Raw genomic sequence first — 13,937 nt, 5'->3', positions numbered from 1 at the left:
TCCTAGAAGGCGAGGAAGTTCTTGAGCTCGGTGACGAGCTTCTTGATACGGCCGGAGAGAACCGGGGTGCCCTGGTCCTTGAATCGCTGGCGGAACCACGGGTTGACGCTCTGCTGGCCGCCGCTGCTCACGGAGCCGACCGGGATGAAGCGGGCGCCGGAGCGGTGGATCGCGGCCATCCCGTCGAAGACCGCCTGCTCCTGCCACTCGTAGAAGTCGGAGATCCAGACGACGACGGTGTTGCGCGGGTCGGTGATCTTCGGCCGGGCCAGGTCGAGGGCGACGGTCCCGTCCGTACCGCCGCCGAGCTTGGTGCGCAGCAGGACCTCGAAGGGGTCGTGCACCCACGGGGTCAGGTCGAGTGCCCGTGTGTCGTACGCGACGAGGTGCACGTCCACCTTGGGCAGTCCGGTGAAGATGGAGGCGAGGATCGTGCAGTTGACCATCGCGTCGACCATGGAGCCGGACTGGTCCACCACCACGATCAGCTTGGCCGGGGTGATCCTTTTGGCGGTCTGCCGGTAGTAGAGCCGGTCGACGTAGAGCCGCTCGTCCTCGGGGTTCCAGTTGGGCAGGTTCTTCCAGATCGTGCGGTCGAGGTCGAGGTTGCGGAACACCCGTTTCGGCGGGATGGACCGGTCGATGGTGCCGGCACTGGCCTGCGCCACCTGGGTCCGCAGCACCTCGGCGACCTCGTCGACGAACCGGCGGATCAGCGCTTTCGCGTTGGCGAGCGCCACACCGTCCAGGTTGTCCTTGTCCCGCAGCAGCTGCTCGATCAGCGACATGCTGGGCGTTAGCTGCTTGGCGAGCCGGTTGTCGGCGAGCACCTCCCGCAGCCGCATCCGCTTGACCAGGTCACCCTCGATCCCGGCCAGCACCGGCCCGAGGTCGGCCGACAACCCGCTGCCCGGCCCGAGGTCGACGGAGAACCCGTTGCCCTGCCCGAGCCCGACACCACCCGCGGAGCCGGCACCCGTGCCGGTGCCGCTACCCGCCCCGGCGGCACCCGGGCTTCCCGAACCGGTGCCACCGACGCCGGCCGCCGCGGCCCGGCCACGCAGCTGACCGGGCGCGCAGCCGAGCGCACGTTCGAACCAGCCGGCGTCGGCCTGCCAGCGGGCCAGCTGCCCGGCGGTGACGTTGCCGGACCCGGTGGCGAAGACGTTGAGCAGCAACTTCGACACCAGCGCCGCCCGCCGAACCTCACCCTCCCGATCAACAGACGAATCCGACGCGGAAGCGGAATCCGCCGGCGAAGCGGAATCCGCCGGCGAAGCGGAATCCGCCGGCGAAGCGGAATCCATGACGGGAGCGGAAGCGGACCCACTCATCAACCCGTCGAACTCCGCCTCCAACTGCGGGAACCGCTGCACCACGGTGTCGATCGAAACCGCCGGATCAAGCAGCGCCGCGGGCAACCCCAGATCCCCGACGATCGCCATGCTCCCCGACTCCAGCGCCGCCTGCTCCTCCGGATCGAAGAGCCGGGCCAGCAACCGCCAGTACAGAACCTGCCGCCTGTTCTCCGCGGTGCTCATTTGCGCAGCAGCCTTCCCGCGCGCTCCCGCAGCACGTCGACAGCCGTCCCCGCTGTCGCCTCCGCCTTCGCCGCTTTCGCCTCGGTGGGGCCGAGTGCCCAGTCACCCGTGTGCACGGCGACCGGCTTGCGCTTCACCGTGGCCTGCACGGCGAGCGGCTGCACCGACCACCGCCCGTCCCAGCGCAGCAGCCCCAGGCACGCCGTCGAGCCGGCCACCAGCGCCGGAGTCAACGGCCCGGCCTCCGGAATCCGGTCCACCTCGACAGCGAGAGTGGCGCCGCCCAGGTCGAACGACTCGGCACCGGCCTGATAGCCCTCGAGCAGCACCGGTTCGGCGATCATCATCGGGTGCCTGTCCAGCGGCGGCGCGGACGGGACCGTAGCCGCATCGAGCAGGACCCGGGCCGTCGCGAACGGGTCCGCCGGCTCGCCCACCACGGCCCCGGCCTCGTCCCAGATCAGGTCGCCACCGGCAGTCAGCAGCATGCCTGTCACCTCGACGGACCGGTGCTCCGCCACCGCCGAGCGGAACACCTGGAACCCGGCGAGCATCCGCCACGCGGACGGCCCGCTGATCGTGTCCACCTTGGCAGCGGCCACGCTCGTACGCACCAGCCGCACGCCCGCGGAGGTCTCCAGCAGGCCGTGCGCCTGGGCTCGGAACACCGTCGGGTGCTCGTGCAGGTCGACCCCGAGGATCAGCAGCCTGCCGTCGACCGGGGCGCTTGCGGGCACCGGGAAGCCGTCCTGGGAGAGCAGCAGCGCGCGGGTCCAGAGGTCGGCCCAGCGGCGCACCGGAATCCGGTCGAGGGTGGCGACCGGCGCGGCGGCCCGCAGCTCGGCGGCGAACCCGTCGAGCAGCACGGCGAGGCGGCGGGACGGCGGATCGTCGAGCAGCGCCTGAACGGTCTGCGCGCCGCCACCGGCCAGCTCGTGGTCCACACCGCGCCAGCCGGCGATCGCCAGCTCACGCAGCCAGGAGCGGCTGCCCGCGGTCAGGTGGATCGCCTCAGCCGCGCCGGCCGGCGCGGGCCAGGCCTCGCGCACCCGGCCGAGCGCGGTGTCCACCCCGCCGAGCAGGGCGTCGTGGGCGGCACCGAGCAGCGCGACCCGGGCACCGGCGAGCACGGCCAGGTGCTCGTCGGTCACCGCCCCCGCGAGGATCTTGCCGATCGAGTCGTCGATCCGGTCGCCGAGAGGCGTCCCGGAGAGGGCCGCGGCCAGCGACTCGAGGGCCTCGGCCCGGTCGTCGTCGATGCGGGCGAGACCGTGGACCAGGGCGTCGTCAAGCCCGTCCACCAGGGTGAGAGCCTCGTCGAGGCCGGGCGGGAGGGCGCGCAACGCGTCGGCGAGCATCAGCGCACCGCCCCGGCAGCCGGGAACCACTGCAGCTCGGGCAGCGGGTCGGCGGTCGGCGGCACCTCGAGATAGGCCAGGTGGCGCAGGAAGCTGCTGAACACCTCGGCCGCCCGGCTGGGCGCGGTGGTGGGGTGCAGGCCGGCCCAGAGGTCCTCCTCGCCCTCGGCCAGCTCGGCCTTCAGGTAGCGGGCGACACGCTCCGATCCGTACTGAGCGACGGCGGCGTCGAGCAGCACGCGGATGTGGTTGCACGCATAGGAGCCGCTCAGGCCGCCGCACGGCCGGTTGTTGTTGGTGTTGCAACTGAGCCCGTGATCCCCCGTGGTGATCGACGAGACGTAGACCCGCGAAACGTCCGAACCGCTGGACACCACGCCTTGCAGGCGCCCCTCGGAGAGCTCGACGAAGGGCACCTTCGCCAGCTTCCTCGACCGCACGGGCGCGATCACCCGCGCCCCGCCGCGCCGCTCATGGGCGACGCCATCACTGGTCACAACCAGACCTCCTCACGAACAGGTGCGGTAGTTCTATCGGAGGGGTCCGACAAAAAAGTGCCGCCCGCCCACGCGTACGAAAAAGACCGCCTGCGGAAACAGCCTCGGCCCGCCTGGAGACCAGGCGGGCCGAGAATCTTCTCAGTTGGTGACCGGCTCACCCGGCACCGTGAACAGCGGTGCCCACGGGTCGTCCGGGCTGATCGGGTACTCCGTGGACGGAGCGTCCCCGGTCGTCGACCAGCGCGACTGGTACGGCAGCCCGTTGAACAGCACCCGATCGCCACGGGCGTACACGGTCTCCGGGTTCCACTGATCGGTCACCCCGGTAGCAATCGGGTTGGGCGGCGGCGCCGTCTCGTTCGGACCGACCGGCCCGATCACCGACCACGGATTCGGGCCGGCGGCGTCGCCCGCCGCGGTGGGGTCGGCACCCTGGCTCGCCCACTTCGCCTCGTAGACCACACCGTGCCAGACGACCTTGTAGCCCCGCACGTACTGGGCGGTCAGACGCCACACCGGGTACGGGCTGGTAGCCGGATCGTCAGCGGTGGCCGCCTGCGCCGGGATGACCACCGAGTCACGGCCGGAGTCGCCGACCGAACCGCCGGGCAGGCCGACGAAGACCTGCGAGAAGGCCAGCGCCTCCTGGGAGACACCGCTACAGGTGTTGGAGTGGACGACGACGTTGGTGAAGGTGCTGCGGCACGGTGCGTCCCGGTTGAGGGACCACATCGACACCCGGCCGAGGCCCTTGTCGACGGCGAACTCGGCGAGTCCCCGCGCGTCGGCGACGGAGAACCGCTCGGCGTCCACGTCGTTCTGGCCGATCATCGGGGTGGCGCCGATCCGGGACCAGACCTGCGGTGACGTCAGCTGGACGCCGAGACGCAGGTACAGGTCGGTCAGCTGCTTGTGGGTGGCGTTCAGCGCACGGGTGGAGAGCTCCAGCATGTCCGGGTCGGAGCCACTCTCCGTACCGTAATCCATTGTCATCACGTTGACGCCACGCAGCGAGACCCCGCCCTCCAGGGTGGTTCGCACCGCGGTCAGGCCGTCAGCGGTCAGGCCGTCCGGGCTCACCGGCAGGGTCAGCCACACGTCCAGCGTCTTGCCGGCCGCCTTCTGCTCGGCCTGGAGCTCCTTGAGCGCTGCCGCACGCCGCTTCAGCGACGGCTGGTCCGCGACGGCCGTACCCTCGATGTCGAGGTCCAGGGTCTCCAGCTCGTAACGCTTGACCAGCTGCCGGTAGGCGTCGGTCAGCCGCGCCTGGTCGGTGCAGGCCACCGCGAGCTCGGTGTTGATCAGCCCGCCGACGCTGAGCATGATGTCGCCGCCGGCCGCGCGCAGCTGGCTGATCCGGCGGTCCAGCTCCAGGGAGGCCGCTGCCTCGTCCGGGGTGTAGGCGCCGCCCCAGCTGGGCGCGCAGCCGTCCTGCGGGTCGGCGACGACGAAGGCGAGCGCCACGTCGTTGGCCGGGTTCACCGCCGGGTCCTGGAACTCGAAGGTCGGTGTCAGCGTGACGTCGACATACGGTACGGCCCACGACTTGGCGGTCGGGCCGGCCGTGTCCCGCAGGTGCGTGACCCCGGCGGTTCCGCCGGCGCCGACCGCTGCCACCACCAGGACCAGGAAGCCGAGCCGCAGCCACGACAGCTTCTGCGCCGGTGCCTCCGGTTCCTGCCAGTCAGGATCCGCCAACGGGTCGTCCATGGGGTCGTACTCCCGCGAGTTCTGCGGGTTGGCACGGTCGGTCAGCATGACGGCCTCTCGGTTGCGGGTCCTCTGGCCTTCCGAATCGGCAGGGACGCTGCCGACTGAAGGGTCCGCCGGAAACCTTCAAGCGAGGTCGTCCTCCCGCCGATGGTGACGGTTGATCGGACCGGCGACCAGGAGGGGCACAATTCATGCAGCGCAATCCGGGGGAGCCGCGGAAACCGGACGGTCCGCGCCAATGGGGGGCCGACCGGCGGTCCGAACCCCACCCTCTCGTGGCCCCGCCCATCTCCGAAGGCCGTATCGCCCGGGGACGGCTCGCCATCGTGCTGACCATCGCCGTCTGGGCCTGTTACATCGCCTACACGGTGTTCGAGCAGTTCATCGTCGGCCACGCGAGCAGCGCCCGGCTGGTGGTCGAGGCGATCGTCTACATGCTGGTGGTCACCGCGCTGATGGGCTCGGCGATGGCCTACCTGATCACCCGGATCGGCTTCTTCTACCGCAGCCGGGGACATCACCGGGCACCCCGGATCGCGCTGGACCCGTTCCTGGCCGGCGAGACCCCGTCGGTGACCGTCCTGGTGCCGTCGTACCAGGAGGACGCCCGGGTCATCCGGACCACGCTGCTCTCGGCGGCGCTCCAGGAGTACCCCGGCCTGCGAGTGGTCCTGCTGATCGACGACCCGCAGCACCCGCGTACCCGGGCCGCCCGGGACCTGCTCCTGTCCGCCCGGTCCCTGCCGGGTGAGATCGAGGCCGAGCTGGGTGTCCCGTTCACCCGGGTGCAGGCGGCGTACGACCGGTTCGAGGCCGCACTCGACGATCGTGACCGGCGCACCACCACGATCGAGGACATGCGTGACCTCGCCGGCGAGTACCGGTTCGCCGTCGGCTGGCTCTACGGCCTCGGCCACCGCCAGGAGATGACCGACCACACCGACACGTTCTTCGTCGAGCACATCGTCAACCGCCTCGCCGACGACCTGAGCACGATCGCCGAGGCCCTCGAGCGGGGCGCCGAGGAGAACGCCGCGCTGCCGGCCGGGCGTCTCGTCCAGCTGTACCGCCGCCTGCTGGCGATCTTCGACGCGACGATGACGAGCTTCGAGCGCAAGAGGTACGTCTCGCTGTCGAGCGAGCCGAACAAGGCGATGAACCTCAACAGCTACATCGGGTTGATGGGCGGCAGCTACCAGGAGGTCAGCACGCCGCTGGGTATCGCCCTGGTGTCGGCCGGCCCCGGCCGCGCCCAGCTGACCATCCCGAACCCCGACTACGTGCTGACCCTCGACGCCGACAGCGTGCTGCTGCCGGAGTACTGCCTGCGGCTGGTCCACCTGCTCGAGCAGGGTGCGCACGCCCAGGACGCGGTGGCGCAGACGCCGTACAGCGCGTTCCCCGGTGCGGCGACCCGTATCGAGCGCATCTCCGGCGCCACCACCGACATCCAGCACATCGTGCACCAGGGCATGACCCACTACGACGCGACGTTCTGGGTCGGCGCCAACGCCGTACTGCGCAAGAAGGCTCTCGACGACATCTGCGAGGTCGCCTACGAGGGTGACTGGGAGATCCGCCGTTACATCCAGGACCGGACCGTCATCGAGGACACCGAGTCGACGATCGACCTCGGTGTGCACGGGTGGACGCTCTACAACTACCCGGAGCGCCTGGCCTACAGCGCCACGCCGCCGGACTTCGGCTCGCTCTGCATTCAGCGTCAGCGCTGGGCCAACGGCGGCCTGCTCATCCTGTCGCGCCTGAAGGACCAGTTCCGGGCGAAGGCGGCGCGGGGACAGAAGAACCGGTTCGGCGAGCTCTTCCTGCGGGTCAACTACATGGCCTCCATCTTCTGGAGCAGCCTGTGCCTGGTGATCATGCTGGCGTACCCGTTCAACGCGGACCTGCTCAACCCGGTCCTGCTGCTGGTGTCGGTGCCGTACTTCCTGATGATGGCCGCCGACCTGAAGTACTGCGGGTACAAGCGGATCGACATCCTGCGGATCTACGGCTTCAACCTGATCCTGCTCCCGGTCAACCTCTCCGGCAGCTTCGCCTCGATCCTCCAGTTGCTGACCGGAGAAAAGAGCGCATTCAAGCGTACGCCAAAGGTGCGCAACCGAACGACTGCCGCAACCTCCTACCTCCTGGCCCCCCTCGCCCTGATCGCGCTCTGTGCCTACACCGCGGTCCGTGACATCCAGCTGCACCAGTGGGCCAACCTGGTCTTCGCCGGAATCAACCTGGTGCTCGCGTCGTACGCGATGATCGCCTACGTCGGCGTCGGCAACACCCTCGTCGACTTCTTCACCCACCTGCGGTCCTGGCTCTACCGCCCGGCGCAGCCGAAGAAGCGTGCTCGCGGCGCGGACAAGACCGCCTCGCAGCAGACCCGGACCGGTCATGCCGAGGGTCGCGCGCTCGCCTCGGCCGGCGTCATCGGCGACTGGGCGTCGGTACTGCACTACGGCCCGGATCGCGGCGCCGCCGGCCTCGTCGCCGTGCGTTCCACGCCGACCGCCCGCAGCACCCGCGGTCCGCAGACCGCACAGTCCCGGCCCAGCTCGTTCGAGGAGTTCACCTTCTTCACGGTCTTCCAGCCGATCTTCGACCTGGAGTCCGGTGAGGTCGCCGGATACGAGGCCCTGACCCGCTTCGCCGACGGCAGCAGCCCGCAGCGTGGCCTGGAGGCCGCGCAGGCACAGGGCCTGCACATCGACCTCGACGCCGCACTCATCCGCGCCGCCCTGGCCTCCGCCAACGCCCTCCCCGAGGGCACCTGGCTCTCCGTCAACGTCTCGCCCGACCTGCTGCGCCGTCCCCGCGAGCTGGAGCTCCTGCTCGCCGACACCACCCGCCCGATCGTCCTCGAGGTCTCCGACGCCGACCCCGCCGAACTGGCGGACCTGTCCGACCTCCCCGCCAACGTCCGGATCGCCGTCGACGACGCCGGCGCGGGCTACGACACCCTGGCCCGCATGGAGTCGCTGAAGCCGGGCTTCCTCAAGCTGGGCTCCGCCTCCCTGAACGGCATCGAGACCGAGAGCGCCCGGCGCGCCTCGATCCGCTCGCTGGTCGAGTTCGCCCGCGAGCACGACTGCACCCTCATCGCCGAGGGCATCGAGTCGGCCCAGCAACGGGACGCCCTGATCGAGTGCGGTGTACCGCTGGGGCAGGGCTTCTACCTGGGCCGCCCGGTCCCGGTAGAGCGGGCCCTCGCCGACGCCAGCCGCTGACAATGACATGACGCCCCGGTCCGCAGCGGACCGGGGCGTCATGCCGTGCTGGTTCAGCAGTAGAGGTTGCCGCCCGGGGTCACGCCCAGGATGCCGGCGAACCGGTTGTACGCGTCGATCCGGCTCTGCACCTGGCCGGGATTCCCGCCGTTGCACTCGAGCGAACCGTTGATGCTGCGGATCGTCTCACCGAAGCCGCGGCTGTTGACCATGGCGTCGTGCGGGGTCATCGTGCCCGGGCCACGCTGCGTCATCCAGTACCAGACCGCGGTCTGGTAGGCGACCGACGACTCGTTCTTGACCCGGTCCGGGTTGTTCAGCAGGTCGATGCCGAGCGCGTCACCGGCCGCCTTGTAGTTGAAGTTCCAGCTCAGCTGGATCGGACCGCGACCGTGGTACGCGCTCTGCCCGGCCGGGCACCCGTAGGACTGGCTGCGGTCGCAGTAGAGCGGCCAGTTCGCCTGGTTGATCTCCTCGACGTAGACCAGGCCGCCGGACTCGTGGTTGACGTTCGCCAGGAACGCCGCGGCCTCCTGCTTCTTGACCGTGTCGCTGCCGGTCTTGGTGAACGCCGGGAACTTCTTGATCGCGTCGATCAGGCCGGCGTACGAGTAGAACCCGATCCGGTTCGGGAACATCTGGTTGAACTGCGCCTCACTGACCGGGAACCCGCCGTTGCCGGTGGGCGGCGGCGGTGTGGTGGTGCCACCACCGGTGCAGGAGTACGGCGACCAGTACCAGGTGCTGATGACCGGGTCGTAGCCCGGGTTCTCGTTCGTGGCCCGGTAGTACTGCCCGTTGGTGTACCGCACGATCGAGCCGGCCGGGTAGAACTGCCCGGCGACCCAGTTCGGGTGGTTGCAGTTCGTGTTCGGCGGCGGGTTGGTGGTGGTGCCGCCGCCACAGGCGCCGTTGTCGCCCCACACACCGGAGCCTCCGGTACTGGGCGTCTCGCCCTGGGTCCACCACTTGGCGGTCCAGTTCCGGCCGTTGTACGAGGCACGCTGGCCGCCGGTGTAGACGGCCGAGTTGTTGTACGCGGCGACGCAGGCCTCAGCCGCGTTCGACGCCGTCATGGGCAGAATCGCCGCGGCCGCACCGGCCACAGCGACGCTGACTGCGGCCAAAATCGACAGGAGCCGTCTTTTGGGCATGGCTCACCTTCCGTACGTCGGGGACGTACTGGCGCGAGGGGGATGAGAGGTACATCGACTCAACTAGATGCCGCGACCTCGCGTCAAGGGTATCTGTAAAGAAACCTCAGAAATCATGGACCCCGCGGTCAGATGCTGGCGAGCGCCTCCGTCGGCGACAGCCGGGCGGCCCTCTAGGAGCGTTGCCGAAAGCATCCCTGGGCAGAGCCTTGTAGGCGTTTCCCGCCGCCGTCAGGGCAGCCGCGAACCGGTGTTGTTGAACGTCCAGTCCTGCCAGTACGGTGCCGGGCCGCCCGGGTTGGCCATGGCGGGGTCGATCGCACAATCCACGTCGGATCGAGGGGTCCACGCCGTGCTCAACCGGCTCAGCGGATCGGTGCGGAAGGGCAGGCTAACGGCCGTAGTGATAGCGGCAGGACATGATCTCGACCTGGTCCCGGGCCTCCACGACGCGGTACACCAGCCGATGCTCTTCGTTTATCCGTCGTGACGCCCAGCCCGACAGGTCGCCCCTGAGGAGTTCCGGCTTTCCGATGCCACCGTCCTCACCTCGCTGAATATCTTTGATGAGGGCATTGATCCGCTTAAGAATCTTGCGATCCTCTGACTGCCAGCCCACATACTCGTCCCACGCATCTGGATGCCAGACAAGCTTCACGCAGAGCCCTCAGCCTCAAGAGCGATCAGCTCGTGCTGGACCAGCTCACCCGATTCCATCTCGGCTCGCCGGCGGCGCAGCTCGCGTCCATTGACCCCCCGCGACAGGTACTCCGTTTCCCGCCACGCGTCATAGTCGCTTTTCAGCATGACGACCAGCGGCTCGTGCCCACTGCGGGTAACCACGAGATGTTCAGCGTCATTCTCGATGGCGTCGAACTCGTTCGCGAGGTTCGCCCGCAAGTCCGACGCAGTGATGACCTTCATAATTCCTCCAGAGTTGTACGTTATACTGTACAACGCCTCGGCCTCGCCGAACCACAGCAAGCCAGGCCCAGTGGGCCATACGTGGCAGAAACAGTGGGTCAAGCACCGCCCCCCGGACCACATAACTGCAGGTCGGACGACTCTGACACAAAAGCCGGATGCCCAAATCGGGCATCCGGCTTCATAAAGGTATTGGTGGGCGATACTGGGATCGAACCAGTGACCTCTTCCGTGTCAAGGAAGCGCGCTCCCGCTGCGCCAATCGCCCCGCAAATACGAGGTGGAGACGGGATTTGAACCCGTGTACACGGCTTTGCAGGCCGTTGCCTCGCCTCTCGGCCACTCCACCGAGCAGGCCGATGCATGCAGCTCGCAGCAGCCTCTCCGAGCGGACGACGGGATTCGAACCCGCGACCCTCACCTTGGCAAGGTGATGCGCTACCAGCTGCGCTACGTCCGCGTTACCCACCGGGTTTCCCCGGCAACGGATGAAACCTTAGCCGAGTCCCGCCACCGATGACAAAGCGGGGTCAGTCAGACTCGCCCAGGAGCCGGCGCACCTGGGCCACGAGTTCGGCCTGGAAGGCCGCCACGCTGCCGTCGACGACGCCGACGCGGTAGTCCGGACCGGTCTCCGGGTGGTCGGCGCGGACCTGGTCCTGATGGCCGGCCACGCCGTCGGCGTGGCCACTGTTGTACGCCTGAAACGATTCCTCGAGCACGCGCGACAATCTCGCACGTCCCGCGGTGCCCGGCGTATCACCCGTTAGGGCAGGTCACACGGTCCGCGGGTTGATAGCCGGTGCTCAAGCTCGGCACAGAGTCCGCATAAGTGGCGTACGCATGCAGGGCGGCGGTGTGCCCGACGGTTACCTGCCGGACGATTCCGACACCGGAACGGGCAGCGGAACAGGAACCGGCACCTGACGGTTGGGCCGAGTGGTGGTGCGTATCCGCAGTGGGCGGCGGGTACGCACCATTCCTACTTCTCCAGCCCCAGAGGGCCCACATCGGTCGCCAGACCCCGAATCCGCTCAACGGGGTCCGCCACCAGCCGCCGGGTGGACCGGTCGAGCAGCCCGACAACGCCGGTCACCCGTGCGATCGCCACGCCGTCCGTACGGATGTAGTCCTGCTCCACCCGGAACGTCTTGCCGTCTCCCCACAGGAACCGGCAGTCGACGTCCACCTCGTCACCGGCCCGCAGCTCCCTCAGGTAGCGGATCGTGGTCTCCAGCACCACCGGGCCCACTCCCGCACCCACAAGGACCTCCGGGGTCAGCCCCGCGGCCAGGAAACACTGCCAGCGGGCATGCTCGCCGTACTGCAGGTAGACGGCCTGATTGACGTGACCCTGGAGGTCGAGCTCGTACCCCCGCACCGCGATCCGCACCTGGAACAAGTCAGCCATCGTCCGATCCTGGCACGCGCGGGCCCCGCAGCCCGGCCTACTTCTCGGTCGGATGCCCGTCGGTAGGTTCCGCAACTGCCGGCGTCACGCCATCAGCCTTGGTGGCCGCATGAGAGACACTGTCCGCCGGGGCGGCGGCGTCCGTGTGGGCGGCGGCGTCAGCGTGCGAGGCAGTGTCCGCGTGGGAGGCAGTGTCCGCGTGGGAGGCAGTGTCCGGGTGCGCGGCAGCGTCCGCCTTCGGCTTGCGCATCTTGAGGACCATCGTCACGACAGCCACGATCAGACCGCCCACGATCAGACCGATGATCGCACTGGCCACCGTGTTGACGAGCCACCCCACGATGCCACCGAACGCGCCCGTGCCGTCGTGAGCCGCCTCCTCCATGTGGTGCACGAACTCGTAGAGCGGGTGGAACCCGAGCTCGTCCGTGCCGATCAGCAGGATGTGGCCGCCGACCCAGAGCATGGCAGCGGTACCGATGACGCTGAGGGCGGACAGCACCTTCGGCATGGCCTTCACCAGCCCGCGGCCGAAGCTCGCCGTACCCTTGTTCGGCAGCTGGGAGAGGCGGAGCCCGACGTCGTCCATCTTCACGATGAGGCCGACCGCGCCGTACACGAGCACCGTCATGACCACCGCTACGACGGCCAGGATCGCCAGACGGGACCAGAACGTCTCATTGGCCACCTCGTTCAGCGAGATGACCATGATCTCCGCCGACAGGATGAGGTCGGTCCGGATAGCGCCCGCCACGAGCGTCTTCTCGTCGACCCGCGCTTCGTCCCCGTCGCCGTGCGCGTCGTGGTGGGCGACCTTCTCCCACACCTTCTCCGCACCCTCGAAACAGAGGTACGCGCCACCGATCATGAGCAGCGGCGTCAGCAGGAACGGCAGGAACTCACTGAGCAGCAGGATCACCGGCAGAATGATCAGGAACTTGTTCCGCAGCGACCCGATCGCGATGCGCTTGACGATCGGCAACTCCCGCTCGGCCGCCAGCCCTCGCACATACTGCGGGGTGACCGCCGCGTCATCGATCACCACACCCGCGGCCTTCGCGCCGGCCTTGGCCGCGGCCACGCCCACGTCGTCCACCGACGCCGCGGCGGCACGAGCCAGCACCGCCACGTCATCCAGCAGGGCTGCCAGTCCAGCGCTCAAGAGAGTCCCTCTCCTCCAACATCCACCCAGCCGGTCCCAGCCCGGGGAGATCACGGTAACCGGACCCACCCATACCGACGAACCCGACGGTCCCCTTTCCTACCCTCCCGAAGCGAACCTTTAACGCCCCCGACAGGAAGCCAGGACGGGGAGAAAAGTCTGGAAGGAAGGGGTACGGGCTGAACGGCGCCGCTGCTAGGAGGCGAGCGGGAACTCGGCACGCATGCTCGTACCGGTGATCTTGATATCCAGCTCGCCTTCCAGGGCACTTGCCAGGCGATGCAGCAGAGGAAGCGTCGGCGTGACCGCGCCGCCCTCCAGCCGTGAGATCACCGTCTGCGTGGTACCGGCCCGGGCGGCAAGCTCAGCCTGGCTGATACCGAGGACCATCCGCCGGTCATAGACGGCCTGACCAAGGGCGATCCGGGTACCCGCCTCGACATACTCGGGGCTTTCCCGATGCTCGTCCGGAACAGTCCACTTGGTGTGGTAACCCTTCATCGCTCAACCCCTTCGCGGTCGTAGAGATGGGTCGCCGCCCGATGCTCTTTCTCACACACTTTCTGAGCGGCGATGGCGCGCTCGACCTCGCTCGCCTCCCGGCTGCGGGTCTTGCGGAAGACCGTCAGCAGCACGATCCGACGTTGCGGCGCGAGCCAGTAAGTGATCCGCCAGGCTGCCCGGCCCAGATGGAGGCGCAGCTCACGGACTCCGCCCCGCAGATGTTTACTGTAAGGCTCGCCGAGCGTGGTCGGTGAGGCGGCGAGCCTGTCCGCGTGGAATTCAACTGTCCGGTATGCGGGAATCGACAACGTGTCCAGCCACGTTCGAACCTCGGGTTCCAGCTCGACGTCGAACCGACCCATCATATACGCGAGCATATAGCGGATCGGCGGCCACTGCCAGCACGACGGCTGGGATCAGCCTGCGTAAAC

At 68.7% G+C, this 13,937-nt stretch carries 14 protein-coding genes and 3 tRNA genes; 1 reads left to right on the top strand and 16 read right to left on the bottom strand.

Translation table 11 applies throughout. The annotated features are described in order from the left end of the window. Positions 1-2: 2 nt before the first annotated feature. From ACFQV6_RS01600 to ACFQV6_RS01585, 4 genes are all read right to left on the bottom strand, one after another. Entirely contained in the window at positions 3-1,541 is a 1,539-nt protein-coding gene (locus ACFQV6_RS01600; RefSeq protein ID WP_378025450.1) for a VWA domain-containing protein, read from the bottom strand. Then, complete coding sequence (locus ACFQV6_RS01595) at positions 1,538-2,899, bottom strand: hypothetical protein (protein WP_378025449.1); 1,362 nt, start codon at positions 2,897-2,899, stop codon at positions 1,538-1,540. Before ACFQV6_RS01595 ends, ACFQV6_RS01600 begins: the two co-directional genes overlap by 4 nt. Beyond that, a complete protein-coding gene (locus ACFQV6_RS01590; RefSeq protein WP_378025448.1) occupies positions 2,899-3,396 on the bottom strand; it encodes a hypothetical protein in 498 nt (165 codons plus the stop codon). The genes ACFQV6_RS01595 and ACFQV6_RS01590 overlap by 1 nt, the downstream gene beginning before the upstream one ends. A 141-nt stretch (positions 3,397-3,537) precedes the next feature. Next, positions 3,538-5,157 (bottom strand): chitinase, encoded by a 1,620-nt coding sequence (locus tag ACFQV6_RS01585; protein WP_378025447.1) that lies wholly within the window; start codon positions 5,155-5,157, stop codon positions 3,538-3,540. A 230-nt stretch (positions 5,158-5,387) separates the two neighbouring features. Between ACFQV6_RS01585 and ACFQV6_RS01580 the strand changes: the two genes are divergently transcribed. Then, entirely contained in the window at positions 5,388-8,351 is a 2,964-nt protein-coding gene (locus tag ACFQV6_RS01580) for an EAL domain-containing protein (protein ID WP_378025446.1), read from the top strand. A gap of 53 nt (positions 8,352-8,404) precedes the next feature. Here ACFQV6_RS01580 and ACFQV6_RS01575 read toward each other — a convergent pair whose 3' ends face one another. The 12 genes from ACFQV6_RS01575 to ACFQV6_RS01520 all read right to left on the bottom strand — a co-directional run bounded on the left by ACFQV6_RS01575 (position 8,405) and on the right by ACFQV6_RS01520 (position 13,871). Continuing rightward, the gene (locus tag ACFQV6_RS01575) at positions 8,405-9,505 is read right to left on the bottom strand and encodes a glycoside hydrolase family 19 protein (RefSeq protein WP_378025445.1); all 1,101 of its coding nucleotides are present in this window, start codon (positions 9,503-9,505) and stop codon (positions 8,405-8,407) included. Between the two features lie 231 nt (positions 9,506-9,736). Next, positions 9,737-9,865 (bottom strand): hypothetical protein, encoded by a 129-nt coding sequence (locus tag ACFQV6_RS01570; RefSeq protein WP_378025444.1) that lies wholly within the window; start codon positions 9,863-9,865, stop codon positions 9,737-9,739. A 31-nt stretch (positions 9,866-9,896) separates the two neighbouring features. Then, a complete protein-coding gene (locus ACFQV6_RS01565) occupies positions 9,897-10,163 on the bottom strand; it encodes a Txe/YoeB family addiction module toxin (protein WP_378025443.1) in 267 nt (88 codons plus the stop codon). Next, the gene (locus tag ACFQV6_RS01560) at positions 10,160-10,429 is read right to left on the bottom strand and encodes a type II toxin-antitoxin system Phd/YefM family antitoxin (RefSeq protein WP_378025442.1); all 270 of its coding nucleotides are present in this window, start codon (positions 10,427-10,429) and stop codon (positions 10,160-10,162) included. Before ACFQV6_RS01560 ends, ACFQV6_RS01565 begins: the two co-directional genes overlap by 4 nt. Positions 10,430-10,622: 193 nt before the next feature. Beyond that, positions 10,623-10,697, bottom strand: a tRNA-Val gene (locus ACFQV6_RS01555). A gap of 10 nt (positions 10,698-10,707) precedes the next feature. Beyond that, a tRNA-Cys gene (locus tag ACFQV6_RS01550) sits at positions 10,708-10,778 on the bottom strand. A 38-nt stretch (positions 10,779-10,816) separates the two neighbouring features. Further along, positions 10,817-10,889 (bottom strand) — tRNA-Gly (locus ACFQV6_RS01545). A gap of 70 nt (positions 10,890-10,959) precedes the next feature. After that, positions 10,960-11,151, bottom strand: coding sequence for a hypothetical protein (locus ACFQV6_RS01540; RefSeq protein WP_378025441.1), 192 nt, complete (start codon positions 11,149-11,151; stop codon positions 10,960-10,962). Positions 11,152-11,411: 260 nt separating this feature from the next. Continuing rightward, the gene (locus ACFQV6_RS01535) at positions 11,412-11,840 is read right to left on the bottom strand and encodes an acyl-CoA thioesterase (protein ID WP_378025440.1); all 429 of its coding nucleotides are present in this window, start codon (positions 11,838-11,840) and stop codon (positions 11,412-11,414) included. A gap of 37 nt (positions 11,841-11,877) precedes the next feature. Continuing rightward, positions 11,878-13,002, bottom strand: coding sequence for a DUF808 domain-containing protein (locus ACFQV6_RS01530; RefSeq protein ID WP_378025439.1), 1,125 nt, complete (start codon positions 13,000-13,002; stop codon positions 11,878-11,880). Positions 13,003-13,197: 195 nt separating this feature from the next. Then, on the bottom strand, positions 13,198-13,503 hold the full coding sequence (locus tag ACFQV6_RS01525) for a helix-turn-helix domain-containing protein (RefSeq protein WP_378025438.1): 306 nt from the start codon (positions 13,501-13,503) through the stop codon (positions 13,198-13,200). Then, a complete protein-coding gene (locus ACFQV6_RS01520; RefSeq protein ID WP_378025437.1) occupies positions 13,500-13,871 on the bottom strand; it encodes a type II toxin-antitoxin system RelE/ParE family toxin in 372 nt (123 codons plus the stop codon). The genes ACFQV6_RS01525 and ACFQV6_RS01520 overlap by 4 nt, the downstream gene beginning before the upstream one ends. Between the last annotated feature and the right edge of the window lie 66 nt (positions 13,872-13,937).

It is taken from the genome of Actinoplanes sp. GCM10030250 (assembly GCF_042666575.1).
GTDB lineage: Bacteria > Actinomycetota > Actinomycetes > Mycobacteriales > Micromonosporaceae > Actinoplanes.
This window is presented reverse-complemented; position numbering and strand designations above follow the sequence as displayed.